At 39.4% G+C, this 26,827-nt stretch carries 19 protein-coding genes; 14 read left to right on the top strand and 5 right to left on the bottom strand.

Going from position 1 to position 26,827, the window contains the following annotated elements; all coding sequences use genetic code 11:
* The first annotated feature begins 16 nt into the window (after nucleotides 1-16).
* The 10 genes from M2408_RS00390 to M2408_RS00345 all read left to right on the top strand — a co-directional run bounded on the left by M2408_RS00390 (nucleotide 17) and on the right by M2408_RS00345 (nucleotide 15,629).
* Entirely contained in the window at nucleotides 17-3,205 is a 3,189-nt protein-coding gene (locus M2408_RS00390; protein WP_259178248.1) for an efflux RND transporter permease subunit, read from the top strand.
* A 24-nt stretch (nucleotides 3,206-3,229) separates the two neighbouring features.
* A complete protein-coding gene (locus tag M2408_RS00385; RefSeq protein WP_259178246.1) occupies nucleotides 3,230-4,657 on the top strand; it encodes an efflux transporter outer membrane subunit in 1,428 nt (475 codons plus the stop codon).
* A gap of 336 nt (nucleotides 4,658-4,993) precedes the next feature.
* Nucleotides 4,994-5,476, top strand: a complete 483-nt coding sequence (locus tag M2408_RS00380) for a DUF4822 domain-containing protein (RefSeq protein WP_259178245.1) — start codon at nucleotides 4,994-4,996, stop codon at nucleotides 5,474-5,476.
* A 525-nt stretch (nucleotides 5,477-6,001) separates the two neighbouring features.
* A complete protein-coding gene (locus M2408_RS00375) occupies nucleotides 6,002-7,108 on the top strand; it encodes a sensor histidine kinase (RefSeq protein WP_259178243.1) in 1,107 nt (368 codons plus the stop codon).
* Nucleotides 7,105-7,866 carry a LytTR family DNA-binding domain-containing protein gene (locus tag M2408_RS00370; protein WP_120258271.1) on the top strand — a complete coding sequence of 254 codons (762 nt, stop codon included), beginning with the start codon at nucleotides 7,105-7,107 and terminating at the stop codon, nucleotides 7,864-7,866. Before M2408_RS00375 ends, M2408_RS00370 begins: the two co-directional genes overlap by 4 nt.
* Before the next feature lie 230 nt (nucleotides 7,867-8,096).
* A complete protein-coding gene (locus tag M2408_RS00365) occupies nucleotides 8,097-9,206 on the top strand; it encodes an efflux RND transporter periplasmic adaptor subunit (protein WP_259178242.1) in 1,110 nt (369 codons plus the stop codon).
* 35 nt (nucleotides 9,207-9,241) lie between these two features.
* A complete protein-coding gene (locus M2408_RS00360) occupies nucleotides 9,242-12,391 on the top strand; it encodes an efflux RND transporter permease subunit (protein WP_259178240.1) in 3,150 nt (1,049 codons plus the stop codon).
* 1 nt (nucleotide 12,392) lies between these two features.
* Nucleotides 12,393-13,814, top strand: a complete 1,422-nt coding sequence (locus M2408_RS00355) for an efflux transporter outer membrane subunit (protein ID WP_259178238.1) — start codon at nucleotides 12,393-12,395, stop codon at nucleotides 13,812-13,814.
* A 383-nt stretch (nucleotides 13,815-14,197) separates the two neighbouring features.
* Nucleotides 14,198-15,076, top strand: a complete 879-nt coding sequence (locus tag M2408_RS00350; RefSeq protein WP_259178237.1) for a DMT family transporter — start codon at nucleotides 14,198-14,200, stop codon at nucleotides 15,074-15,076.
* Nucleotides 15,077-15,263: 187 nt separating this feature from the next.
* Nucleotides 15,264-15,629 carry a VOC family protein gene (locus tag M2408_RS00345; protein ID WP_259178236.1) on the top strand — a complete coding sequence of 122 codons (366 nt, stop codon included), beginning with the start codon at nucleotides 15,264-15,266 and terminating at the stop codon, nucleotides 15,627-15,629.
* A 72-nt stretch (nucleotides 15,630-15,701) separates the two neighbouring features.
* Here the strand turns inward: M2408_RS00345 and M2408_RS00340 are convergent, their stop codons facing one another.
* The 3 genes from M2408_RS00340 to M2408_RS00330 all read right to left on the bottom strand — a co-directional run bounded on the left by M2408_RS00340 (nucleotide 15,702) and on the right by M2408_RS00330 (nucleotide 19,835).
* A complete protein-coding gene (locus M2408_RS00340; protein ID WP_259178235.1) occupies nucleotides 15,702-16,931 on the bottom strand; it encodes a DEAD/DEAH box helicase in 1,230 nt (409 codons plus the stop codon).
* 127 nt (nucleotides 16,932-17,058) lie between these two features.
* Nucleotides 17,059-18,243 (bottom strand): Na+/H+ antiporter NhaA, encoded by a 1,185-nt coding sequence (nhaA, locus tag M2408_RS00335; protein WP_259178232.1) that lies wholly within the window; start codon nucleotides 18,241-18,243, stop codon nucleotides 17,059-17,061.
* Nucleotides 18,244-18,854: 611 nt separating this feature from the next.
* On the bottom strand, nucleotides 18,855-19,835 hold the full coding sequence (locus M2408_RS00330; RefSeq protein WP_259178230.1) for a hypothetical protein: 981 nt from the start codon (nucleotides 19,833-19,835) through the stop codon (nucleotides 18,855-18,857).
* Between the two features lie 268 nt (nucleotides 19,836-20,103).
* On the opposite strand from M2408_RS00330, the gene M2408_RS00325 reads away from it, so the two are divergent.
* Nucleotides 20,104-21,729 (top strand): ABC-F family ATP-binding cassette domain-containing protein, encoded by a 1,626-nt coding sequence (locus tag M2408_RS00325; RefSeq protein ID WP_259178228.1) that lies wholly within the window; start codon nucleotides 20,104-20,106, stop codon nucleotides 21,727-21,729.
* 159 nt (nucleotides 21,730-21,888) lie between these two features.
* On the opposite strand, the gene M2408_RS00320 is transcribed toward M2408_RS00325, so the two are convergent.
* Nucleotides 21,889-22,743 (bottom strand): endonuclease/exonuclease/phosphatase family protein, encoded by an 855-nt coding sequence (locus M2408_RS00320; protein WP_259178226.1) that lies wholly within the window; start codon nucleotides 22,741-22,743, stop codon nucleotides 21,889-21,891.
* A 332-nt stretch (nucleotides 22,744-23,075) separates the two neighbouring features.
* Here M2408_RS00320 and M2408_RS00315 point away from each other — a divergent pair, with 332 nt between their 5' ends.
* Genes M2408_RS00315 through M2408_RS00305 form a run of 3 tightly spaced genes read left to right on the top strand, consistent with a single transcriptional unit; the run spans nucleotide 23,076 to nucleotide 26,435 of the window.
* Nucleotides 23,076-24,251, top strand: a complete 1,176-nt coding sequence (locus M2408_RS00315; protein WP_259178225.1) for a glycosyltransferase family 1 protein — start codon at nucleotides 23,076-23,078, stop codon at nucleotides 24,249-24,251.
* A complete protein-coding gene (locus tag M2408_RS00310) occupies nucleotides 24,239-25,240 on the top strand; it encodes a lysylphosphatidylglycerol synthase transmembrane domain-containing protein (protein WP_259178223.1) in 1,002 nt (333 codons plus the stop codon). Before M2408_RS00315 ends, M2408_RS00310 begins: the two co-directional genes overlap by 13 nt.
* Nucleotides 25,227-26,435 carry a glycosyltransferase family 4 protein gene (locus M2408_RS00305; RefSeq protein WP_259178222.1) on the top strand — a complete coding sequence of 403 codons (1,209 nt, stop codon included), beginning with the start codon at nucleotides 25,227-25,229 and terminating at the stop codon, nucleotides 26,433-26,435. Before M2408_RS00310 ends, M2408_RS00305 begins: the two co-directional genes overlap by 14 nt.
* Here M2408_RS00305 and M2408_RS00300 read toward each other — a convergent pair.
* Nucleotides 26,432-26,722 carry a hypothetical protein gene (locus M2408_RS00300; RefSeq protein ID WP_259178220.1) on the bottom strand — a complete coding sequence of 97 codons (291 nt, stop codon included), beginning with the start codon at nucleotides 26,720-26,722 and terminating at the stop codon, nucleotides 26,432-26,434. The two genes, M2408_RS00305 and M2408_RS00300, sit on opposite strands and share 4 nt — an antisense overlap.
* Nucleotides 26,723-26,827 lie beyond the last annotated feature (105 nt).

Raw genomic sequence — 26,827 nt, 5'->3', positions numbered from 1 at the left:
TATAAACAACAGACTTATGCTTAAGAAATTTATAGAAAGGCCAGTACTTGCCACCGTAATTTCCATATTACTTGTGATATTGGGCGTGATCGGTATCCTAAAGCTGCCCTTACAGCAGTTTCCAGATATTGCCCCACCAGCAGTACAGGTAACAGCATTATATCCCGGCGCAAATGCCGAAACGGTACTTCGTGCCGTAGCCCCCTCTTTGGAGGAATCCATCAATGGTGTCGAAAACATGAGCTATATGAGCTCTACCGCGAGTAACGATGGATCATTGATGATTACAGTATATTTTAAGCTGGGTACTGATCCTGATCAGGCTGCTGTAAATGTGCAGAATCGCGTGGCGCAGGCCACCAGCCAACTCCCTGCCGAGGTGGTTCAGGCGGGAATTACAACTGCCAAACAACAAAATAGCTTGATCATGGTATTGGATCTATATACTGAAGACGAAGGTAAATATGATCAAACTTTTATCACCAACTATGCACAGATCAATATTATTCCGGAACTTAAACGTATCCCTGGTGTAGGACAAGCATTGGCTTTCGGTGGTAGTAAAGATTATTCCATGCGCGTATGGCTTAATCCAAATCAAATGGCCGCCTACAAATTAACTCCGGAGGAGGTTATGGGGGCAATTCAAGATAAAAACGTCGAAGCTGCTCCAGGAAAATTTGGAGAAAGCAGCCGTGAAGCTTTTGAATTTGTCATCAAATATAAAGGTAAGCTTAACCAGCCAAGCGATTACGAAAATATCATCATCCGATCAAATACCGATGGTTCCGTCTTAAAGCTTAAAGATGTGGCCCGGGTTGAATTGGGATCGTACACCTATGCAAGTCATACGCGTATTGATGGTAAAGCAGGACTCAATATCGGGGTAATGCAATTAGCAGGATCCAATGCCAATGAAATCCAGATTGCTATTCAGGAATTTATGGAGAAAGCTTCCTTAAGCTTTCCAAAGGGTGTAAAATATCTTGTTTTATATAATACCAAGGATGCGCTTGATCAGTCTATTGACCAAGTTAAACATACCTTGATCGAAGCTTTTATTCTGGTCTTTTTAGTTGTTTTTCTATTTCTTCAAGATTTTAGATCAACACTGATACCGGCCATTGCTGTGCCTGTGGCGATTGTGGGAACATTTTTCTTTATGCAGCTTTTTGGCTTTTCCATCAATCTATTAACATTATTTGCGCTTGTACTGGCAATCGGTATCGTTGTGGATGACGCGATCGTGGTGGTCGAGGCCGTACACTCCAAAATGGAGCATAATAACCTCCCGCCCAAATTAGCAACGACCTCCGCCATGAGTGAGATCACGGGAGCCATTATCTCCATTACCCTTGTCATGTCTGCGGTCTTCCTCCCTATTGGTTTTATGGAAGGTTCGACGGGAGTTTTCTATCGACAGTTTGCCTTTACACTGGCCATAGCAATTGTAATTTCAGCGATCAATGCCTTGACTTTAAGTCCAGCCCTCTGTGCATTATTTTTAAAACCTACGCACCATAACAACGACGAGACTAAGAAACTTAATTTCAAAGAACGTTTCTTCGCAGGATTCAACGTTGGTTTTGATCGCTTGACCAAAAACTATTTAGGCAGCTTACGTTTTCTGATCCGTTACAAATGGGTAGCTTTTGCAGGTTTAGGTATCACCTTGTTGCTGACAGTTTTTATGATCCGTCGCACACCTACAGGATTTATCCCTTCCGAAGACCAAGGTTTTATAGCAGTATCATTATCTATGCCTGCGGGTGCCTCTTTGGATCGTACTTCGGGTGCATTGGCAGAAGCTGAAAAACAACTTCAACATGCTGACTTCACCAAGACACTAAACGTTTTGGCAGGTTTTAATATTTTAACGCAATCAACCAGTCCATCGGCTGGTGTAGCATTTATTTTGCTGAAACCACATAAAGAACGTGGCGGTATCAAAGACATCAATGCTATTATGGCTGATGTGAACCAACGCTTAGCAAATATCAAAGGCGCCAACTTCTTCGTGTTTACCTTTCCGACAGTCCCTGGATTTAGTAACGTCGATGGTCTCGATATGGTTCTTCAAGATAGAACAGGTGGACAACTTAGTAAATTCAGTACAATAGGTCAAGGTTTTATTGGTGAGCTCATGAAGCGTCCCGAAATTATGATGGCCTTCACAACCTTCAAAGCCGATTATCCGCAGTACGAACTACAAGTTGATGATATTAAAGCCGAACAACTTGGTGTAAGCACCAAAAGTATCTTACAGACTATGCAAGCCTACTTTGGTAGTGCACAAGCGTCAGATTTTAATCGATTCGGAAAGTACTATCGTGTTATGGTCCAAGCGGATGCAAAAGATCGTAGCGAACCAACTTCTATGGACGGAATCTTTGTTAAAAACAGATTGGGCGACATGGTACCTATCAATACATTGGTTAAACTGGAGCGTGTCTATGGCCCCGAAACGGCTTCACGTTACAATCTATTCAATTCGATCGGAATAAATGCAATCCCAAAACCTGGCTATAGCTCAGGGGATGCAATCCGTGCCGTGGAAGAAGTGGCCAAACAGCATTTGCCAACTGGATTCACCTATGAATTTTCAGGTATGACAAAAGAAGAAATTGTCTCCGGAGGTCAGTCTACACTTATTTTTATCCTTTGTTTGATCTTCGTTTACTTCCTTCTCGCGGCACAATATGAGAGTTACATTATCCCATTAGCCGTTATACTCTCTATTCCCACAGGTATATTTGGCGTTTTTGCAGCAATTAGCCTCACCGATACTGCCAATAATATTTACGTTCAGGTAGCGTTGGTCATGTTGATCGGATTACTGGCGAAGAACGCTATTTTAATTGTCGAATTTGCCATTCAAGGTCGAAAACAGGGGCTTTCGATACCAAGCGCTGCGCTTAAAGCTGCACGCTTACGTCTGAGACCTATTATCATGACATCTTTGGCTTTCATTGTAGGTATGATTCCTATGATGACTGCAGTGGGTCCCTCGGCACAAGGTAATCACTCGATCAGTATTGCAGCGGCAGGAGGAATGCTTAGTGGGGTTGTATTAGGGCTTTTTATTATTCCTATCCTCTTCATCGTATTCCAGTTTATACAAGAGAAAGTAAGCGGTACGCCAAAAGAAAAACAACTGGAGAATGAGCATATTTCTTTGGAAATCCCAGTGCATACAAATAATTAGTAAACAATGACAACATCGAAATATATGAATAGAAAAGTAAAGCTACTGACGGTTTTCATCTTATCTTTTGTCGCGTGGTCTTGTAAAACAGATAAACTGGTTAGCAATAAACATCTTGCACCAAATCTGCCTGAGCAATACCGTGATCAGGGAAAAGCAACACAAGAAAACAATATCGGTTCTATTCCATGGCGTGATTTCTTTAAAGATCCTGTTTTACAAAGCTTGATCGACAGTGCAATCCAGCATAATCTGGATATGCAATTGGCACTGAAAAATATAGAGTCGTCTCAACTGAACTTGAAGCAGGCAAAAGCGGGCTATCTTCCCGCAGCACAGTTGCAGATCAGAGGAAATAGTACCAACCCTTCTAATAATAGCATGAACGGATTGAGCTTGAATCAATTTTTAAAACAGCATCACGTTGAAGACTATACAGCATCCATTGGTTTATCCTGGGAGGCTGATCTATGGGGGAAAATCAAGAACCAAAATGCGGCAGCATTGGCTTCTTACCTGCAAACTGAAGAAGCAAAAAAAGTTATACAAACCCAATTGATTGCCCAAGTGGCGCAAGGTTATTATCAACTTTTGATGCTTTATCAATTACGGGATATCGCACAGCAAAATTTACAGCTGAGCGATACCACGCTCCGTATTGTCAAGCAACAATATGAAGTTGGTGATATTACATTACTTGCTTTGGAACAAGTCGATGCGCAACGTCTATCCGCTGCTGCGCTTATCCCTGATTTCGAACAACAGATCCATCTTCAGGAGAATGCGATCCAAATTCTCAGTGGTAAACTCCCAGCGGAAATCAAAACACAGGAACAATTGGTTAACGTTCGTTTTCCTGAAGATCTTTCAACAGGAATACCAGCAGATTTATTAAGCCATCGTCCTGATGTTAAACAGGCAGAGCTTGCTGTCACTGCTTCTCAGGCCTATCAAAAATCTGCTAAAGCAAGAATGTATCCTTCGCTGGTCATTAGTGCTGAGGCAGGTGTCAACGCATTTAAAGCAAGTAATTGGTTTAATCTGCCTGCATCTTTATTTGGTGCAATCACAGGTAGTATTACACAACCTATTTTTCAGCGTAGAGAGCTGAAAACGCAATATGAGCTTGCCCGCATAGAACAAGAGAAGAATGTTATGATTTTCAAACAAAAAGTTATTTCAGCTGCCGGAGAAGTTTCCGATGCCCTGATTTCAATCCAAAAATTGAAGGAAAAACAACAGATTACTTTGGATAGAACGACTCGTTTAAAAGAGGCTACAAAACATGCCAACCTTCTCTTTGAAACTGGTATGGCAACTTATCTAGAAGTAATCACCGCACAAAGCAATATATTGCAAAGTGAACTTGAGCTGGCTCAAGTGAAGAAGGCAGAACTTTCGGCTGTAGTAGATCTGTATCGCTCCTTAGGTGGTGGATGGAGCAATAACTAATTTTAAAGATTTGCAATTTTTCTAATTTTATATCACATATCTGGGAGACAGGGGACCGCGAGGGTCTCCTGTCTTATTTTATAGCAACAACCTTAAACAATGATCACTCCCCGCTCATTGGACTACTCCTACTCCTACTCCTACTCCTACTCCTACTCCTACTAAGCCTCCTACTAAGCCTCCTTTAAGTATCAAAACAATAAAGTAGGGTCCCTTTTTAGAAGTTCTTCCCTGTCATTAAAGTCATCGTTATAAATCCTTCAAACCTTGGAATAAAAAGGACAAATTCAACAGTTATAATGCAATTACTTTTGTGAAACAATAAATTTAATGATTATGAAAGATTTAAAAAAGATTGCATTGGTATGTTATATTACCATTTGTACATTACTGATCGCGAGCTGCAGTAAGGATGATGAAGTTACACCAGAGCCTCAGCTTACACCCAGCGAGGTATTGGCTAGTACCGCTTGGGAAACAACAAGCGCCAAAAATAACAAAGGTGAAAATGTGGTATTGACAGATGCCAATGTCTCAAATTTTGTAGGTTTTGCCTACTTCAAATCCGATGGTACCTTTACCATGTTCAATCTTGATGACTCTCCCAAAATGCGTGGAGACTGGTCTGTTCCAGCAGATGGTAAAACACGGACTATCGTTGCTAAAAATGCAGCAGGAGAAACACTATTCACACGTGTAGTTGATATAACGGTATTAACAAAAAAGGAATTTACCTACCGGATCTATCCAAACAACGACAATAAAACAGTTTATTTCGATATTATCCATACACCAACTACTCACAAAGAGCCGAAATAATCAATAGGGAATATTTGATTACATAGGGGCATAATACCTCTTAAACCATAAGGATTGACAAAATGAAACTTTGTCAATCCTTATTTTTTTCAGTGAAACGCTCAACACTTTTTTAGGTTATTTCAATATCAATCGAGAAAATTGTTAAAATATTCAATATCGTGATAACCGAAAACTCACATATTGAGATTATAGACAATGTCCACATACATTTTCATTTACAGGCGAAATAATCCTGACACAATTTAAATGAAATAGCGTTGCCATAAAATTCATTAATTTTGATGGTAGTCAGTTTAAGAAAATAATGGATGAAATACCTTTATTTTAATTGTAAAACCGAAGGGAATTCTTTATATTATATATTAAGGACAGGGATCAGAAGATTTAAGCAATAAACGACTGGGTTATACCAAAGTGATATTTCAGCTTGCTCTTTGTACGTTTCAGAATAAATTTGTGACCCAATCCTTAAACGAATTGCGAAATTTGTATTGATTTAATAGCTATATACAAGTAAAACGAATGCAAGATAAGACTATCTATAAAAATGAGAAAAATCTAATCAGTACAAATAAGAAAAGGTTATTATTTACCCTACTGTCTTTTTTTCTCATCTATCTTGTTGCCTATATTATAGACCCATTTTCTAGTTGCTGGAATGGCTATTTTCAGCGAAATATGTTTGAAATATTGGGAGAATGGACCTTTACCATTATTTACAGTTTCCTTATTTCAGAGTTCAGTATTATTGTCCACAATAGATTGGATCGTATCCTAACATGGAAAGACAATCCGACAGAAAGGCTTCTGATTGAAACCGTGATTAACCTTATTGTGGTTCTTCTTATCAATTTATTACTGGTTTACATTATTTCCCGTTATTATTATGAGCTACAAAACCTCACCATTGCAACATCCTTAGAAGAAAAAAGAGGCGCCATACAAAATATCTCCATCAGTGTTATGATCGCTTTAATGATTATGGGGATTAACATTGGTATTCATCTGATCAACAACTGGAAGAATGAATCTATACGCGCCGCCAAACTGGGGCAAGTTATTCTAGAAACAGAACTTCAATCACTGAAGCTACAGATTGACCCGCATTTCGTTTTCAACAATTTGAGCGTATTATCCGAAATAATTTTAGAGGATCAGCAACTTGGCTATGAATATGCTGAAAATTTCTCCAAAATATACCGTTACCTATTGGTGAATTCAAAAAAAGATGTTATTTCTCTTGAAGAGGAACTCAATTTCTTAGATTCCTATATTTTCTTAATAAAAAATAGATTTGGAGAAGGAGTTCATTTTGAAATAAATGTAGATCCTGCAAAATCCAATTATCAACTACCACCACTCACCTTACAGCTTTTGGTTGAAAATGCACTAAAGCATAATCAAACCAATAAAAAACGATCGTTAAAAATTAAGGTATACACCAATGCACATAACCAATTAGTTGTCGAAAATATTTTGATACCAATAGAGAATGTATCAGAGTCATCGGGAATAGGTATTTCGAATATCATTAAAAGATATGATCTACTGTCAAATCTGCAACCAAAGATCTTGAACAATGGGAAGACATTCAAAGTTAATCTACCACTTATAGAACAAAACTCATGAGTATAACCAACGTATTAATTATTGAAGATGAAAAACTTAATGCTGATCGTCTAAAACGACTATTGAAGGAAATAAAGCCATCAATACAGATACTGGATGTCCTGGATAATATTGCCGACAGCATCACTTGGTTTCAAAGTAATGAATCTCCGGATTTGGTCATGATGGATATCCGTCTTTCTGATGGTCTAAGTTTCGAGATCCTGGAAAGTATTAAAATTGACTGCCCCATTATCTTTACGACAGCCTTTGATGAATATGCCGTCAGAGCCTTTAAATTCAACAGTATAGACTATCTCCTAAAACCTGTAGAAAAAAAAGAATTAGAAAACGCATTGGTCAAATTAGACGGCCTACAACTTCAACAGATGAGTCAGGCTCCGATCCAAGGCCTATTGGATTTTATCTATCCCAAAGATTTCAGAACCCGGTTTCTCCTACCCTACAAAGACGGTTATAAAACAATACTGGTTGAAGACATTCAATATTTTTACTCAGAGTTTAAGTTAACACATGCCAAGCTGAAATGTGGTACCGTCGAAATTGTACCGCAAACCTTAGAAGAGCTGGAGCAACAATTAAATCCCAAAGTTTTTTTTCGTGCCAATCGACAATTTATAGTACATATAGATGCAATCAAGAGATTACATAACCATTTTAATGGTAAACTTAAAATCGAAATCAAACATAGCGAAGATGTCGAAATCCTTGTCAGTCGGGAAAAAGCCCAGCTCCTAAAAAACTGGTTGGACTATTAGTATACAGTAGTTCTTATCTCGAAATTTTTGGGCACAATCAACGAAGTGCAGTCAGGTGTTTAGGTAGCGTCTTTCTAAGGAAAACGACAAAAAAGACCTGTTTTGATTAAATAATATCAAAATTCAGCGCATTATAGCTACGTTTCAGTAAGCAATTGTTACGTCTCGGTAGATTTCCTTATTATATCCCTTAAAAGAATTCTTTCTTTTGCTTTAAATAAAATGATAAAATGGCACTAAGAACGATGACTTTAAAACCTATCCTTACACTTATTACAGCAGCTACACTATTATCGTCCTGTGGAGGCAGCCAAGAACAACCGCAAGAGCAGGCAGTTACTGTTGACTTTATCGAATTATCCCCCGCACAAGCGGAGACGGAAAAAAAATACCCCGGTACTTTGGAGGGCGCCGTCAATGTTGATGTAAAAGCTCAGGTAACAGGTTACTTGGAGCAAATCTATGTGAAAGAAGGGGATTATGTCACAAAAGGCCAAGCCCTTTTCAAAATAAAAGGCGATGTATACAATGAACAGGTAAATAATAGCAGAGCAGCCTATCAAGCGGCATTATCTGCGGAACAAAATGCGAAACTGGAAATTGAAAAAATCAAGCCACTCGTAGAAGGTAAAGTGTATACCGACCTTCAGCTTAAAACTGCAGAAGCGAACTACGCTGCGGCAAAAGCACAGGTTGCCCAAGCACAAGCCGCTTTAGGTTCCTCGCAGATCAATGCAAGATTTACATTAATCAATGCACCCGTAAGTGGCTACATTGGACGGATTCCCAATCGTATTGGAAATCTGATCACTGCAGCAGACGCAATGCCATTAACAACATTGTCTGAAATCAATACCGTAAACGTTTATTTTTCGTTGAGCGAGGCTGATTTTATCAGCTTTATGAAGGATCATAATACGAAATCAAGCAATCAACAAGCAACATTGATTCTCGCTGACGGTACAGTCTATAATCACCCTGGAAAAGTAGAAATGGCCAGTGGTAATATCGATAGGACGACCGCTAGTATGACACTAAAGGCAATTTTTACCAACCCAGACAAAATACTTCGTTCTGGCGGTTCAGCCAAAGTTGTCTTAAAAAAGGCTCATGATAATGTATTGTTAGTCCCTATGGCAGCTGTTAAAGACATTCAGGATCGCTATTTTGTCTATGTTATTGGAGACAAAAACAAAATTGCCATGAAGCAGATCGAAATTGCCGGAAATACGGCCAATGAGTATCTACTCAAATCAGGCCTGACAGCGGGCGAAAAAATTGTAATGAATAGAATTGATATGCTTAATGACGGAATGCAGGTTCAACCTACTAAAAAATAAAAGCCTGTATTAGATTTATCTAAAATTAAAATAAAATGCTGAAGAAATTTATTGACAGGCCAGTTTTGGCTACTGTTATATCTATCATATTTGTCATACTCGGGATAATTGGTCTTTTAAGGCTACCGCAGACACGGTTTCCCGATATCGCTCCACCTACAGTCCAAGTTACGGGAAGTTACCCCGGTGGTAATAGTGAGACCGTATTAAGGTCAGTTGTTACACCGCTGGAGGAGCAAATCAATGGCGTTGAGGACATGGAATACATTACCTCAACAGCAAGTAACGATGGTACATTCTCTGTACGTATTGTCTTTAAGGCTGGTGTAAATCCAGATCAAGCAGCTGTAAACGTGCAGAACAGGGTGCAGCAGGCAACACCGATCCTGCCACAGGAAGTTGTGCGAATGGGATTGACGACCTCCAAGCAGCAGAATAGTATGATCATGATTTTTAATATCTATACTGTAGATAACAAAAAATATGACGAACTATTCCTACAGAACTATGTGAATATCAACCTGATTCCACAAATCAAACGTGTTCCCGGTGTAGGTCAGGCTATGGTATTTGGTTCGAAAGATTACTCTATGCGCGTTTGGTTGAATCCTCAGAAAATGGCGAGTTATGGTCTTGTACCCCAAGAAGTCATCGCTGCCATTTCCAAGCAAAGTCTGGAGTCCGCACCCGGAAAACTAGGTGAAGAATCAAAGGCACCATTGGAATATGTGATTCGATATAAAGGGAAAAAGAATCTTCCAGAACAGTATGAAAACATTATTGTTAAAAATAATAATGTTCAGATCGTCAGGTTGAAAGATGTTGCCCGTATAGAATTCGGCTCGATAAGTTATAATGGTAATTCGCAAAACAATGGTTTAAATACCGTTACTATTGGTATTTTCCAGACTTCTGGTTCCAATGCCAACGAAATTGAAATCGGTATCGATAAACAGATCGAAATAGCGCAACGCTCATTTCCTCCTGGAATCAAGATATTTAAACTGATCAGTACCAAAGAGCGTCTGGATGAGAGTACCGCTCAAGTCCGTTCAACATTAATTGAAGCGTTCATTTTGGTCTTTTTGGTTGTTTTCTTATTCTTGCAGGATATCCGATCGACCATTATTCCGGCGATCGCAGTACCAGTAGCCATCGTAGGTACATTCTTTTTCTTACTGGTGTTTGGGTTTACCATCAATATATTAACCCTTTTCGCCTTGGTATTGGCCATCGGTATTGTGGTCGACGATGCCATTGTCGTCGTCGAAGCTGTCCATGGCAAGATGGAAACATCAACCATGACCGGTAACGAGGCCACACACAGTGCCATGAGTGAAATAACCGGTGCGGTTATCTCGATTACATTGGTCATGTGTGCAGTATTTATTCCTATCGGTTTTATGACCGGTTCATCGGGAATGTTTTACAAACAATTTGCCTATACACTGGTTATCGCCATTGTGATTTCAGCAATCAATGCATTGACGTTGACACCAGCTCTTTGTGCCTTGTTACTGAAAAACACACATGCCGAAAATCATGATGGGCAAACTCAAAAAACGGGATTCTCACAACGCTTTTTCAAAGCCTTTAATGCTGGTTTTGAAAACATGACAAATAGATACGTTGGCTCGCTAAAATTTCTTGTTAAGAAAAAATGGTTAGCAGCGTTATTAATTATCGCTACAATAGGCGCTGCAGGATATCTCATGACAAGTACGTCAAAAAGCTTTGTCCCTATGGAAGATGATAACTTTGTCGTGTACAGTTTGGAGATGCCTCCGGGTACCGGTCTCGATCGGACAACAAAAGCTGTAGGAAAAATAGAGAAACTATTGGCTGACTTACCTTCTATTGAAAGCCACACGAGTATCACTGGTTTCAATATGATTGGTAACAACTCCAGTGCAGCCTATGCAACAGGATTCATCCGTTTAAAGGATAAGAAAAAACGTGGCGAAATGAATGATATTGATCAGATTCATCAGGTGATTTCTCAAAAGCTAACTACTGTTAAAGAAGGTAATGCAATGGCTTTCCGCTCCCCTCCTGTTGATGGTTATGGTATGATGAACGGTGCCGAACTTGTACTACAAGACAGAGCCGGAAAATCTCCGGTAGAGCTTAAAGCAATGTCCGATTCTGTTATCGCGAAGATTATGCAACAACCAGGTGTACAATTTGCCTACACCATGTTTAGAGCGGATTATCCACAAATGGAATTGGAAGTTGACGAAGATAAAGCGGCTCAGCTTGGTGTAGATGTCAGTGAAATGCTTTCGTCTGTTCAGACGTATTTTGCAGGCGACCAGTCATTGAATTTCAATCGTTTTGGTAAGTTCTACCGTATCGCTGTAAAAGCGGACGGAATTTTTAGAACGGATAAGGACGCATTCAATGAAATATTTGTCAAGAACAACAAAGGGGAAATGCTACCGGTAAATACATTGGTAACACTCCGCAAAGTTTATGGACCAGAGTCCGTGACACGCTACAACTTGTACAACTCGCTTACCATTAACGTCGTTAGTAATCCAGGTATCAGTAATGGTGCTATTATGGAAACACTGGAGAAAAATGTGCTGAACAAATTACCAGGAGACTATAGTTACGAATGGACAGGACTTAGTTTGGAAGAAAAATCTTCTGGCAATCAGACGATGATCATTTTGACATTGAGCTTATTGTTCGTCTACTTCTTACTTTCCGCGCAGTATGAGAGCTACCTGTTGCCACTGGCGGTGCTGTTATCGATCCCGACAGGGATTATAGGATCGTTCTTGGGAACACGTGCTATCGGTCTGGACAATAATATATACGTTCAAGTCGGATTGATCATGTTGATTGGTCTTTTGGCGAAGAATGCTATCCTGATCGTTGAGTTTGCGTTGCAGCGTAGACGGGCGGGTTCTTCACTCATTGATTCTGCCCTGGAAGGTGCCAAAGCACGTCTTCGCCCAATTTTAATGACTTCATTAGCCTTTATAGCGGGTATGATCCCGCTGATGTTTGCTACTGGAGGAACAGCAACAGGTAATCACTCTATCAGTACTGGAGCAGCAATGGGTATGTTAAGCGGGGTGATCCTTGGTGTGATCGTTATACCGTTATTGTATCTGGTGTTTCAATATTTACAGGAGAAGGTTTCAAGAAAAAAACTTGTGGACAAGACAAACGATTAAAATGAAAAAATTTCATCACTATATTACTATTTTAGCAGGTGCTTCCCTACTTCTCGCTTCGTGCAGTGTGGGCAAAAAATATACACGTCAAGACATGGAGTTACCGGACAATTTCAGAAATAACGAAATTGTCCTGACCTCAGATACACTGGCATTATCGTGGCGGAAGTTTGTGAAAGATCCTAATTTGACTGCGCTTATTGAAAAAGCACTGATCAAAAACACTGACGTTAGTGTAGCACTTTTGAGTATGCAACAGTTGGAACTCTCCTATAAACAATCAAAAAAGGGCCTTTTACCAACACTTGATCTAAACGTAGGAGCAAATAGAACCTGGTTATCTACCAATTCCCTGAATGGATCGCTCAGCGATCAATTTATTGGGACACCTTATATGGATGACTATAACGCTACACTCCGACTTTCTTGGGAGGTAGACATCTGGGGAAAGGCAAAGATGCAGAAAGAAGAAGCATTAGCAAATTTCTTTGGACAGAAGGAGAATTTATCGGCGTTGAAAACCCGCATTATAGTTCAGGTTATCCAATCTTACTACAATCTGATCGCATTGGACGAACAGTTAAAGATTGCACAAAAAAATGTACAACTTAGTGACAGTACATTGAGTATGATACTTCTGCAATACAATTCCTCGCTCGTGAGCTCATTAGCTGTAGAACAGGCCGAAGCACAAAAGAAAACTGCCGAATTGCTGATTCCACTGGCAGACCAGAATATCGCTATTGAAGAAAATGCCATAAGTATACTATGTGGTGGTTTCCCTGATAAAATTCAGCGTTCGGAAGGTCTTGATGCAACTGTTGTCGGTGGGACATTGGCAACGGGAGTTCCAGCCGAACTGCTTAGCCGGAGACCTGATGTCAAAGCGGCCGAGTATGCCGTTGTTGCAGCTAACAGTAGAATAGGATTGGCCAAAGCAGCTATGTATCCTTCGATAAGTTTGACTCCTTCGATTGGAACAAACTCTTTTCAATTCAATCGCTGGTTTGATCTACCGGGGTCCATTGTGAAAACAATAGCAGGAAATATCACCCAACCGATCTTTCAAAAAGGTGCGTTGAAGACAAACTATGAGATTTCGATAATCGAACGGGAAAAATTGGCGGTACAGTTTAAACAGTCTGTTATGCTCGCAGTTTCGGAAGTATCGGATGCTTTAGCAAAAATAAAGCATAGCGACCGGAGACTTCAGCTGATTGAAGCTAAATCCAACTCATTGGCCAAAGCGACTTCAGACGCTGCCCTGTTGTACAAAAGTGGCATGGCAAATTATTTGGAAGTCATTACTGCGCAAAACAACGCTTTACAAAATGATCTCGAACAGATTAGCATTAAACGGGAAAAACTTAATGCCGTGGTGGATCTATACCGTGCATTGGGAGGAGGAAACGACACCGAGTAATAAATTATCGCGTATACTGACCTTGGTTCGCTCAATTTTTGAGCATATTCAGGATCATAATAGTTTAATTAAGAGGGCTAACGATAGTTTAGCCCTTTTTTATGCGCTTTTAGTCATCATATAAAATACAATTCCCTTTAATTAATACTGATATTCTCACAATTATTAGAATCAAACCACTGGATTTTATTATCTTCGGATAAGAAATAGAATGTTATGAACAGAACAAGCTGTCTTCCTCCTCCAATCGCTTAATATTTTAATAAATATTAATAAAGCATGGCACCGAATAATCGGCTGATTCCCCATGTTTTATATTCTCAATCAAATTTTATAACAATAGTATCTGTCTTTTCAAAGATAGATCTGGAAGACAACATTTTATGAAACATTCATATTTCATACTACATCTCGCTGTGGTATGTTTGGGCATATCTGGAGTATTGGGCAAAGTCATCAGTCTCAATGAAGGTATGCTAACCTGGTATCGTGTATTTTTTTCGGCAATTTTCCTTTTTCTTATTTCAAAATGGTCAAAAGCAACCAATGAAATCAGCTTGCGTGAAAAATTAGCGATTGCAAAAAATGGCCTATTGATTACCGCCTCCTGGCTACTTTTCTATGCCAGTATCAAATACTCCAATATTTCAATCGGGGTAGTTTGTTACTGTATGGCAAGTTTCTTTACTGCAATCTTTGCTCCTATCATTAACAAAACGAGATTTAAAAGTTCAGAGTTTTTTCTGAGTGGACTAACGCTTTGTGGTATAGCTTTAATATTTCATTTTGATACAGCACATCAATTGGGTATTATTTTCGGGATCATTTCACCGGCCTTTGCTTCGCTTTATGCAATTTATAATGAACGCCTGGTCAAGCGACACAGCAGTATAGTCATCAACTATTATCAAATGATTGGAGGAAGTGTCGGACTTGGGTTAATCCTCCCCTGTTATCTTTATTATTATCCGATATCATCTTTTATCCCCAATACAATGGATCTCATTTACCTGCTAATTTTGTCGCTGTGTTGTACCGTTGCTGTATACCTTGCTTTCACAGAAATCTTAAAGAAAATTTCTGCTTTTACGCTCAATTTAAGTCTCAATCTAGAACCTGTATACGCCATCCTGATTGCATTTTTATTCTTCAATGAATCCAAAGAGCTCAATCTTTCATTTTACATCGGGCTTTCCCTGGTTATGCTTTCTGTACTTATACAGGCGCTCATCAGTAGAAAAAAGGAAAAATCAGAAAATTAATACATAAAAAAAAGGCTTTTGAGTAATATGGTATGGTTGATATCGGATTAAACGATGTCAATTCAAACAAAGAAGCCTAAATTTTGTTCGGAGAAAATCCTATATTTACATAACATCCGACATCCACTTGATGTCGGAAATTCTGGTAGATTCCTTCAATAAATGACAATATCAATTAAACAATATCATGAGCAATTCTTCTTCAGACAATAAACTTGTCCATGAACAAATTCAATACCTTGAATTTATATCTAGCGATCTTGAGAGAGCTAAAAAATTCTATTCAGCAAGTTTCGGCTGGAACTTTACGGATTACGGCCCTGAGTATACAGCCTTTGATGGCAAATATGTGGATGGAGGATTTACCGTCGGTACACCGGTAAACGGTAGCATTTTGGTTGTCCTTTATTCGAATGATTTGCTGTCCACACGTGATAAAGTCGTCCGTGCGGGTGGCACCATCGTTAAAGATATCTTTAGCTTTCCTGGTGGTAAACGGTTTCAATTCAAAGACCTCGATGGTTATGAATTGGCCGTATGGGCAACAGAATAACTCCTATCATATATAGAATGGGCCCTATCGAAGCGAACATTGGGTAAAAACAGAAAAGAGCTTAATTTATCATTAAGCTCTTTTCTGTTTTTGGTAATTTTTATTTTTGTTCTTATTGAAACGTCTTCGATTTTGTGGATTGCTGCTTTTCTTCGCCGGATTATATTCAGGGCCAGCTTCAAAGCCTTCCGGTAAAACGATTTGTTCTACGGGATAACCGATCAGGTTTTCGATCTGAGAAAAGCGTTGCTGATCTTTATCATTCACAAAAGTAATCGCTGTACCCGTTGTCGCTGCACGTGCAGTACGTCCGATACGGTGTACATAATCTTCGGGATCTGGTGGGACATCGTAGTTTACGACCAGACTGATACCTACGATATCGATACCACGTGAGATAACATCTGTCCCCACAAGTACCCTAACCTGACGTGATCTAAATCTACTCATGATATCCTCACGTTTAGCTTGCTCAAGATCTGAGTGAAAGCCTTCGGCATCTATACCCTGCTTTTGAAGTTCTTGCGCCAGTAATTTAACTGTAGTTTTTTGCGAGGCAAAGATGATAACAGAAACATAATTAACGTCCTGCAAGATGATCTTCAAAAGATCCATTTTTTGTTTATCATATACCAGATATGCGCGCTGATCTATACCCTCTGAAGGTTTTGAAATGGCGATATTGACCTCAACAGGTTGATAGAGGATTTTTCTCGCAAAATTTCTGATCTTGAGGGGCATAGTCGCTGAAAAAAGCAACATTTGCTTTTTCTTAGGTAAGTAACTGACGATACGCAATATATCATCTTGAAAGCCCATATCCAGCATGCTATCTGCTTCATCCAGTACGAAATGTGTCAGATGGGTTAAATCGACTTTCATCGACGTAAGATGACTGATCAATCGGCCGGGGGTAGCAACAATAATATTAACCCCTTCCCGAATAGCTCGTTTCTGTTGTTCGTAGCCCATTCCATCTCCACCTCCATATATGGAGATAGATGTCGCCCCTGTGTAATAAGACATGCCCATGATCTGTTGATCTATTTGCAGTGCCAATTCCCTTGTCGGGACCAGGATTATCGCGCGAATAGACTCCTTTGCGTCTCTCGCAACAGCATCTAAAATTGGCAACATATATGCTGCCGTTTTACCGGTACCTGTTTGCGCACAGGCAATCATATCGTTCCCCTTCTTAATGATGGGGATTGTCTGTTCCTGAATAGGCGTCGCCTCTTCAAACATCATGCTTTCTAAGCCCTCTTCCAATTCCGGAACAAAACCAAATTCAGTAAATCTCAAATTTTATTATTTTATTAAATATGCGCTAAGTTACTAAAACTAATCTATATATGATGTCAGCATTTGTTACGCTAGGAGTTACATAGAAAATATGTCCTCAGAACTCCCCCACCGAATCTTCGTTATTTTAACCTAAGTTACTTTTGGAAGTATCAGCCAACCTCAACAATGTATATCCTAATATACCTGCACAAAGAGAAGCAATGAGTACAGCAAATTTAGCTTCCTCAATCAAAAAGGCATCGTCAAAGGACAAGATAGATATGAAGATAGACATGGTAAAACCAATACCTCCCAATAAACCAACGCCGAATATCTGCGGCCAACTTGCACCTTCTGGAAGTTGCGCTATTTTCATTTTTTTAGCAATAAAACAAATCACAAATATACCAATTGATTTTCCTGCAATCAATCCCGCAATAATACCCAACCCCAATTTGGACGTTAAACCGCCAACCATTTCAGCATGAATTGGAATTAATGTATTTGCGAAAGCAAACAAAGGAATGATTATAAAATTTACAGGCTTGGTCAGTAGATGCTCCAGTTTTTCCAATGGCGATTCTTTTTCATCTAGCGTTGTAGGTAGCGTCATGGCAACCAAAACTCCGGCTATAGTTGCATGAATGCCCGAATGGTGGATAAAATACCAAATAAATACTCCGGGAATAAGGTAGGCCCATAGGGCTTTTACACCAAGTTTATTTAGAATGATCAGAAAAGCAAATATCCCCAGCGCAATAAATAGATAGGTCGCATGAATTCCACTACTATAGAACAACGCAATGACTAAGATCGCAAGCAAATCATCCACAATTGCCAAAGCTGCTAAAAAGATCTTGAGGCTTGCCGGAACTTTATTTCCCAAAAGTGTGATAACGGCAAGCGCAAATGCGATATCCGTAGCCATTGGTATCCCCCATCCGTGTGCGGTGTCGCCCGCATCTTTATTGATCACAAAATAGATTGCTGCAGGCAGGAGAGCTCCCCCTATTGCTGCCAGAATAGGAAGAACAGCCTTACTTGCTGAAGATAATTCTCCTTCAACAATTTCTCTTTTGATTTCTAATCCGACTAATAGGAAGAAAATAGCCATCAGCCCATCGTTGATCCATAAGAGCCATGAATATTTTAAATGGATATTATCCGTTTCAAATCCCACCTCCCGAAGAAGAAAGTCCATCACCGATCCATATAGCGATGTATTTGCTACAATGAGTGCCAAGATAACACAGGAAAACAGAATAATCCCACCAGCAAAGCTAGATTTCAAAAATTCTCTGAAGACAGTTAAATTAATAAGTTTTGACATGACAATAATATCTTTAAACGCTTAAAAGGTTTACAATATACAACTTTACGACCATTAATCCGCCTTCGGAGCGGCATTACCTGAATATATCCCATTAGTACACCAAAAAAAACTTCTTTTTCACCGCACCGCTCGAAATCCAATATTTTAACAACAACTTTACCAATTATAGTGGTAATTTGACTTTAAACACCCTTCTCAAAACACATATATTACGCAAAACCAACAGCTTACATTGCAAAGCATAGAAAACCACATTTAGATATTGTCATTTTTGTAAAATTAATTTGTCTTTATTGCAAAAAATAGTTAGCTTGCTACTATAGTTAATAAACCGTTTATTATGTGCAAGAAGTGGATTTTCATGGTGCTTCTTTTCGTAGCAAATTTTACATATGCGCAGACGACAGAGGATACAACCCAACATCAACAACAATCAGGCTCCCATTACATCATTTTAGGGATCATAGCAATTATTGTCATCGTTTTTATATTATACAGGAGGCAAAAGAGGAAATTTAATGAATAAGGGAGATCAATTGATCTCCCTTATTGTTTCTCCCTGAATTTCTATCGAAATAAATTTATCCCCTTGTTTACCCACATCATTCTTAGTGTTTAATCGGCTCATTTGTCTGTGCCAAACGTTGCGATCCTGTATTCGCTGGACAAGCAATATCATCTGTCGCGTCATAAACCAACTTTTTACCTTTCAATTTCGTGATCAGTTCCTCCGGTACATACACCTGTACTTTGGTTACGGAGTAACCGCTTGGAAAATAACGTACGTAGTAGCCATCGGGATGCAGTGTCCAGATTCCACTCGGAACATCCGTACGAGGTTCGGCCATACCTGCCATAATTGCGTACTTTTCAAACTCAGCATAAGAATAGTTGCCTGAAGAAACCAGCTGTCTGATATTATTTTCTGCTTCAAATATAGCTTGCACAGCTGGAGGCATCTGGTCTTTAGCCTTTTGCACCACATCAAACGGCAATATGCCTAGCGCTCCGCCTTCTAGCAATAATAATTGCTCCGGTGTCAATAACCTCAATGCTGTTTCCTTGACCTCCCCGGAATAATCTATAAATTTAGTTTTAGCAATAATTGTCCATAATAACATCTGTATTGATGATTGTTCAACTTCCGGATGTTTTTCTGCGCTTTTCAAGATGGCGATGACAACCTCCCGCTTTTTCCCTAATGTAGGCGCATACATATAGCCATCCCCCTTAGAAGGTGCGTAAGTCCCTGCTTTTAGGCAATAGCTTTTGTTGGTCATTTCAAAATGTCCCGCCACAAGCAAATAGCCGTCCTGGCCATTTTTCTGCAAATTTTCCAATGGCTTATAAGTAGCCGTATTTTGAAAATCAGGCATCTGTTCGCCTTTCCGATTTACATCCTCAAAACTTGTGCTTATCGCTTCAGGTTCCTTTAAAAGCTTGTCTAGTCCTAACGCTTTACTCCCTTTCGAAGCAACTGCTTTGCTTGCTTTGTCAAGCAATCCCCCAAATTGAGCATAGGCCCCCTGCAAATTCAGCAAAAATGCAACAACGAGCACCAAAGCATACGTAATGCTATTTCTTTTCATAATTGATTTCATTTCAACACCATTGCCACAAAAAAGAAGCCAATTTATCAGCAAAATTCCAATTCATAATTTATTAATCTGGTGTACATCTTTTTCAACGATATACGATCATCTGAACTGTCTCAAATTGTTATATTTCATATTTTTCGTCCGTTCATGAATCGCTTGGAAAGCGATATTTCTCGCGATCCATTATTAGGGTTATTCGGTAAGAAATTGATGTTTGCAAATAGTTAAAAAATACAAGATTAAAACGTATCTTTGCAGCATGATTAACGTGTCAAATCTCTCCCTTCGTTATGGTAAACGTGTACTATTCGAAGATGTCAATTTAAAATTTACACCTGGCAACTGTTACGGCATTATTGGTGCCAATGGAGCTGGTAAATCTACTTTCTTAAAAATTATTTCTGGCGAAGTTGATCCCTCTACAGGTTCGGTGGCATTCACGCCTGGCGAACGTATGTCTGTATTGAGTCAGGATCACTATGCTTTCGATGAATATACAGTGTTGGAAACTGTCATGATGGGTAACCAAGAGCTTTACAAAATCATGAAAGAGAAAGACGCTATTTACATGAAAGAGGATTTCTCTGATGCAGATGGTGAGCGTGCTGGTGAACTCGAAAGTCTTTTTGCAGAAATGGACGGATGGAATGCTGAATCCAATGCAGCTACTCTATTGAGCAGCTTAGGCATTAAAGAAGAGCTTCACTATAAGTTAGTCTCTGAAATTGATGGTAATCAAAAAGTACGTGTCTTATTGGCACAGGCACTATTCGGTAATCCAGATATCTTGATTCTCGATGAGCCTACCAATGACTTGGACATCAATACAATTGCATGGTTAGAAGACTTTTTGGCTACTTATGAAGCAATTGTACTCGTTGTATCCCACGACCGTCACTTCTTGGATGCTGTGTGTACACACACTGTTGATATCGACTTTGGTAAAATGACCATCTATACAGGTAACTACTCGTTCTGGTATGAATCTTCCCAATTGGCGTTAAAACAACGGTCTGATCAAAACAAAAAGATGGAAGACAAGGTTAAGGAACTTCAGGAATTTATCCGTCGTTTCTCTGCCAATGCATCCAAATCAAAACAAGCAACTTCCCGTAAGAAAGCTTTGGATAAAATCAATATTGATGAGATCAAACCTTCCAACCGTAAATATCCTGCGATCATGTTCAATACCATGAACCGTGAACCGGGTGACCAAACATTACATGTAGAAGGTTTGAGCAAAACGGTCAATGGTGAGGTATTCTTCAAGGATATCACATTTATGATTAATAAAGGTGATAAAATTGCGGTGTTGGGCCCTAATTCCCTAATCACAACAGCCTTTTACGATATTATCACAGGTAGAGACACTGACTTCGGTGGTGAATTCAAATGGGGTATTACCATCACTCCTGCCGATATGCCAATTGAAAACGCGGCGTTTTTTGAAGGCAAAAACGACAATTTGGTCGATTGGTTAAGAGACTATACAACAAACCCTGAAGCGGATGAGCAGTTCCTACGTGGATTCTTAGGAAAAATGTTGTTCTCCGGTGAAGAAGTAATGAAAAAAGTTTCTGTCCTTTCTGGGGGTGAAAAAATGCGTTGTATGTTTTCAAGAATGATGTTACAGGGAGCTAACTTCTTGGTTTTTGACGAACCGACCAACCACTTGGATCTAGAATCAATTACAGCATTAAACAATGGTCTGTCAGACTTTAAAGGATCAATGTTATTCACATCCCGTGACCACGAGCTGACTGAGACTGTTGCAAACAGAATCATTGAATTGACGCCAAAAGGAATCATCGACAAGTTAATGACGTATGATGAGTACATCAACAGCGATGTTGTAAAAGCACAACGCGCAGAGATGTATAAATAAGATAATTTATCCCAATTTTATAAAGGCTCCATAATTTATTTTATGGGGCTTTTTATTTATACGTGCCCCCTGTTTGGACAGTCCAAAAGGTCAAAACACAAAAAAGCACTGAAGGGGACTCAGTGCTAATCGCGATTGATATGAAAGAATTGAGAAAGTTTATTGAACTGAGGGTTTTATCAGATGCCACCCCAATTGTAGCGATACCGCACAATGGTCAGAGAGATCCTGTCCCGCCCTATTTTGAAAAAGTTTCTTCTGGACCTGATAGTTCTTTGCTTCAAATACCATTTGATCATTATTACGATAATAGATTTTATCAATGCCCTCACAGTCATCTGTCAACTCCAATGCGGCCATGGCAACAAAGTTTTGCTTGCTCTGAGGTATCTTACCACTATTTTTCAAATTCACCCATGCATCTACCAAGCCTAATTCTCCCTGAAAGGAAACAATATTATCCAATGCGTACGCATAATGAGCATTAAAATCTCCCATGATTAACAAAGGTTGTCCTGCGGAATTCTTTTGAATATAGTTTTTCAATTGATTCAAGTTTTTCTGACGTGCTATTGCCGCATCGGGATCATCCTGAGCTGTTGCATGTACATTGTAAACATCAATAAAAACCTCTTTTGCCAATTGAATACGTGCATAGGAAAAACCTTTGGGAGTCAAACAATCCGCTCCATTGCACGCGTCCCAACTTACCCGCTCAAAGTCTTGGATCGGATATTTCGACAACGTACTCAATCCATCACCAAAAGGTATACCGCCCATATTTTCCGTTCGATAACTATGTCTATTCTTGCTGTACAAAAATTTATTGTAGTTGAAATCCTCCTGCACATTCACAATATCAAAAGGATTTACCAGCTCGCCTATGGAAGTAATACTCGGAGCCCTTTCCGTTACAGCGCTTGAAATTAACTCTGGAAGACCGGCAATATTATAAGTTAATAAATTAAGCTTTCCCTCGCTGACATCAGGCATATCGACATACACCATGTTCATTGGTCTAACTTGTTTAGGTTTCAATTTGAATCCCAACATGATGCCTGCAGAAGCACAAACAGATAAAATAAGAACTTTACGAAGACCTTTAAGTCTAGTTTTCCTTTCGAACAATAAATCTAACAACATGGACTGAATAATTTGTTCATTCCAAAAGTAAAGCCCCAAGATTAGCTTAACTATATTCTTAAATTAATTTTATTTATAAAAATTATTTACAAATTATTAATAACAAACAATTTATAAACACTTTAATGATAAAAGATTAATATCAAAATAGCTTTTGAGTTATCCTTTTCGAATATTTTTATGAAACCCCTAATTAGAATAAAATGAGAAAGGTAGCCTTCTTTACAGAAATACTCGTTGAGGATTTCGACGGTGCATCTCGCACAATGTTTCAGCTGATAAACCGTATTGATCAACAGAATTTTAAGTATTTCTTTATTTATGGTGGTGGCCCCACACAATTCCGGGACTTTCATTCGTACAAAGTACCTACATTTAAAATACCAGTCAATGATGATTATTGTCTGGCTATTCCGCAGCTCATCAAAAAAAAGCTCGAACTGGCTTTGGATGAATTCGCACCGGACATCATTCATATCGCTACCCCATCTCTTCTCGGTTTTTTTGCGTTAAATTATGCCAAACGTAGAAATATACCCGTATTAACGATCTACCACACACATTTTATATCCTATATAGCCTACTATTTCAAAAATATCCTCCCTCTGGTCAAACCCACCGAACAATGGATGAAACGGGCGATGAACAATTTTTATAACAAATGTGATATTGTCTATGTTCCCACCAAATCTATCCTAACCGAGCTCCAACAGATTGGGCTTGAACAGGACGGTTTAAAACTCTGGCAAAGGGGCATTGATACGCAATTATTTACACCTCAAAAAAAGAACAGCAGTTATATTCAACAACTGACCAAAAATGACCAACCAACGGTATTATTCGTTAGTCGGATCGTTTGGGAAAAAAATATCAAAACGCTAATCGATATCTATCAGCAGATACAAGCCCAAAAACTGGACTACAATTTTATAGTTGTCGGTGAAGGAACGGCTAAAGTAACAGCAATGCAAGAAATGCCTAATGCTATTTTTCTGGGAAAAAAGACACATCAGGAACTTGCGGTACTGTATGCTTCAGCAGATGTATTTGTTTTTCCTTCAGTTTCAGAAACCTATGGCAACGTTGTAGTCGAAGCATTGGCATCGGGCCTTCCATGTGTGATCGCTGATGGTGGCGGTTCCGCATCGCTTATTCAACATGGGGTAACCGGATTTAAATGTCAGCCTGAAAATGCAGCTGGGTATGTCTATTATTTAAAGAAAATTCTCTCTGACAACGTGCTAAGAAAAAATCTGCTTACAGCCGGTCTTTCATATGCAGGCCAATTAGATTGGACACGACTATCCCAACAGTACTTTGATGACATTGAATTACTTGCCGAAAAAACGCAAGACGCAGACCTCGCATGGGCAAATTAATAACATCCCGTCAATTGATCAAAGCTGTCTTTTTACTTTTGATCTTGACATCTATGGTAATTTTTGTAATCCACAGCGATCTTTCGGCGTTAAAAAAAGAGCTGTCAACGATTGGCTACCGTTTTATTTTTATCGTATTTACGACTTTAGTTGCCTATCTTTTTGGAACGCTAGCCTGGTGGGTTTGCCTGGGCCCTTCAAAAAAAAAGATCAATATTTTCGAACTTTTTGCCGTACGTCAAATTGGCGAAACTGTTGGGCTCTTTAATCCCACCAGTATTATTGCTGGCGATTTATTGAAAGCCGAGCTGATAACCCGCTATGACATCCCTTTACAGCAGGGACTCAGCTCTGTCGCCATCTCACGCATTACAGCCATACTTTCCCAGTTGAGCATTTTCTTACTGGCCATGATCTGGCTGATGCTTTCGCCCTTAAAAAACGAGGTGATGCAGTATACGGGATACACTATCTATGTCGTATGCGTAGTCTTGTTGCTATTCGTAGTCTTAATATTCTACTGGCTAGTTTCCACCAAAACACCACCTAAAAATACCCATGCTGATACTTCATTTGTATCGAAAGCAAAAAATCAGCTCCAGAAATTACTTTGGGATATGAAAGACTTCTATCAACAACAAAATAAAGTATTTTGGTCCTCCTACCTGCTGTTTGCGATACATTGGCTAATTGGTAGCCTGGAATTCTACCTGATCTTAAAATTTCTGGCTGTCGATGTCAGGGTTATTCACGGATTAATTTTAGACATGAGCGTCATCCTATTTAAGAGTGCAGGTGCATTTATTCCCGGTCAACTGGGCGTTGAAGAAATATCCAACAAACTACTGCTTAGCATGATCGGAATTTCAGGTGGAAGTATCTGGTTGAGTGTCTCTCTCCTGCGTCGCGGCCGCCAGGTATTCTGGACAGCTATTGGCGCTATATTTTATCTATGCATCAAAAGAAAAACTGTACATGTTACCATCTGAAATAGAAATTTTGTTTATCAGCCATAAATATCCACCTGCGGTTGGGGGGATGGAAAAACAGAGCTTTGAGCTTATTAATAACGCTGCGCTCTATCTCAAAGTACATACAATCGTTTATGACAACAAAGAGTCCATTTTGACGTTCTTCTTTCGCCTAAATCAACGTATCCTATCCAAAATTAAAGACAATCCGGGTATTCGGCTTCTTCATTTTAACGATGGATTAATTGCTGCTTTAGCATCTTTTCACAAGGGCTACGATCATTTAAAAAAAGTTGTCACCCTTCATGGCCTTGATATTGTTTTTCCATTTCCTTATTTCCAACATAAAGTAATCCCCCGTTTCAATACATTTGATCAGGTTATTACCGTCAGTCAGGCCACCGCCGAAGCCGCTCAATCGCGTGGCATTGATTCGTCAAGGATCTCAGTTATCCCAAATGGAGTAGATCCCCTGTCCTCGATATCAGTGCAAGAAGAGGATAAGTTCCCGCCTTATTTTATCACATTGGGAAGGCCTGTAAAGCGCAAAGGGTTCTCGTGGCTGATGCAGCAAGTCATTCCCGCCCTTCAAGGCAACTTCAAGCTCCTGATGGTAGGGCCATTTGATCAAAGACCAACCTTAAAAGAGCGTCTGCTCAATCTTTTACCAGCTAAACTCTACCATCTGTCCACCTTATTCTTGGGGCATCCAAGCGATCAACAAGAAATGCGCAGGTTATTGAAAGCCTATCCCGAAAAAATCCAGCATCTGGGGAAAGTTCCCTTCGTCCAATTAAAACATCTTCTTGCAAATGCGCAGGCTTTCCTCATGCCCAATATCCACGTGCCGGGAGATATGGAAGGTTTCGGTCTGGTTTGTCTTGAAGCATCTTCAGCGGGCACTGTTGTTGTAGCCTCCGAATTGGAAGGAATCACGAGTGCAATTACACATAACCACAACGGTCTTTTGCTCAACAGTCAGGATACTGATGCCTGGATCGGACAATTGCAATCCATTTTGGATAATCCCGACCATTATCAAAATCTTGGACAGCAATTTAAAAACAATACCAGTTCAGATTTTAGCTGGGATATCATGGCCAGAAGTTATTGTCATACCTTCGTCGAACTCTGCCAAAAACCGCAACCAGACCATAAACTTAGCTCTTTCACAAATGAAGAATCCGTTCGTAGTAATGTTTTATTGGCTTAAAGAAGAGCAACTGAATTATGGTGGTTACTGAGAGGACAAGCTGTGCCGGAAAAGAAAGTAATTGCTATAAATAGCAACAACAAAAAAAGACGTAACATTTCGAGCGGAAAGACCCATTTCTCATGCTCCAACAATCCACCGATACAGATGACACTGCACAGAATAAAAAGACCACCAACAAGCAATTGTACAGTATTTTGATAATTACCATAAAGCAAAAAGAAAAACAGAAGTCCCATGGTTAGCAACGTTCTTGCTAGCCAATTATCAGGGTGTAGCGAGCCCATTGATGCCTTATTTAAAAAATAAGAATTAATAAAAACAGGTATTTCCACAAAAAAGCCCTCAAAAAAACTTTTCTGAGGGCTTATCAAATTATATAAATTCGAGAA

This window comes from Sphingobacterium sp. BIGb0165, assembly GCF_024810095.1.
Lineage (GTDB): Bacteria > Bacteroidota > Bacteroidia > Sphingobacteriales > Sphingobacteriaceae > Sphingobacterium > Sphingobacterium detergens.
The sequence above is the reverse complement of the archived record's forward strand: the minus strand, read 5'-3'. Positions and strand labels throughout refer to the sequence as shown.

Bases quoted from the DNA above. Each gene is read 5' to 3' on its own strand.
- M2408_RS00390 (WP_259178248.1), top strand. From the start codon at position 17: ATGCTTAAGAAATTTATAGAAAGGCCAGTACTTGCCACCGTAATTTCC.
- M2408_RS00385 (WP_259178246.1), top strand. From the start codon at position 3,230: ATGAATAGAAAAGTAAAGCTACTGACGGTTTTCATCTTATCTTTTGTC.
- M2408_RS00380 (WP_259178245.1), top strand. From the start codon at position 4,994: ATGAAAGATTTAAAAAAGATTGCATTGGTATGTTATATTACCATTTGT.
- M2408_RS00375 (WP_259178243.1), top strand. From the start codon at position 6,002: ATGCAAGATAAGACTATCTATAAAAATGAGAAAAATCTAATCAGTACA.
- M2408_RS00370 (WP_120258271.1), top strand. From the start codon at position 7,105: ATGAGTATAACCAACGTATTAATTATTGAAGATGAAAAACTTAATGCT.
- M2408_RS00365 (WP_259178242.1), top strand. From the start codon at position 8,097: ATGGCACTAAGAACGATGACTTTAAAACCTATCCTTACACTTATTACA.
- M2408_RS00360 (WP_259178240.1), top strand. From the start codon at position 9,242: ATGCTGAAGAAATTTATTGACAGGCCAGTTTTGGCTACTGTTATATCT.
- M2408_RS00355 (WP_259178238.1), top strand. From the start codon at position 12,393: ATGAAAAAATTTCATCACTATATTACTATTTTAGCAGGTGCTTCCCTA.
- M2408_RS00350 (WP_259178237.1), top strand. From the start codon at position 14,198: ATGAAACATTCATATTTCATACTACATCTCGCTGTGGTATGTTTGGGC.
- M2408_RS00345 (WP_259178236.1), top strand. From the start codon at position 15,264: ATGAGCAATTCTTCTTCAGACAATAAACTTGTCCATGAACAAATTCAA.
- nhaA (WP_259178232.1), bottom strand. From the start codon at position 18,243: ATGTCAAAACTTATTAATTTAACTGTCTTCAGAGAATTTTTGAAATCT.
- M2408_RS00330 (WP_259178230.1), bottom strand. From the start codon at position 19,835: ATGAAAAGAAATAGCATTACGTATGCTTTGGTGCTCGTTGTTGCATTT.
- M2408_RS00325 (WP_259178228.1), top strand. From the start codon at position 20,104: ATGATTAACGTGTCAAATCTCTCCCTTCGTTATGGTAAACGTGTACTA.
- M2408_RS00320 (WP_259178226.1), bottom strand. From the start codon at position 22,743: ATGAACATGGTGTATGTCGATATGCCTGATGTCAGCGAGGGAAAGCTT.
- M2408_RS00315 (WP_259178225.1), top strand. From the start codon at position 23,076: ATGAGAAAGGTAGCCTTCTTTACAGAAATACTCGTTGAGGATTTCGAC.
- M2408_RS00310 (WP_259178223.1), top strand. From the start codon at position 24,239: ATGGGCAAATTAATAACATCCCGTCAATTGATCAAAGCTGTCTTTTTA.
- M2408_RS00305 (WP_259178222.1), top strand. From the start codon at position 25,227: ATGTTACCATCTGAAATAGAAATTTTGTTTATCAGCCATAAATATCCA.
- M2408_RS00300 (WP_259178220.1), bottom strand. From the start codon at position 26,722: ATGGGCTCGCTACACCCTGATAATTGGCTAGCAAGAACGTTGCTAACC.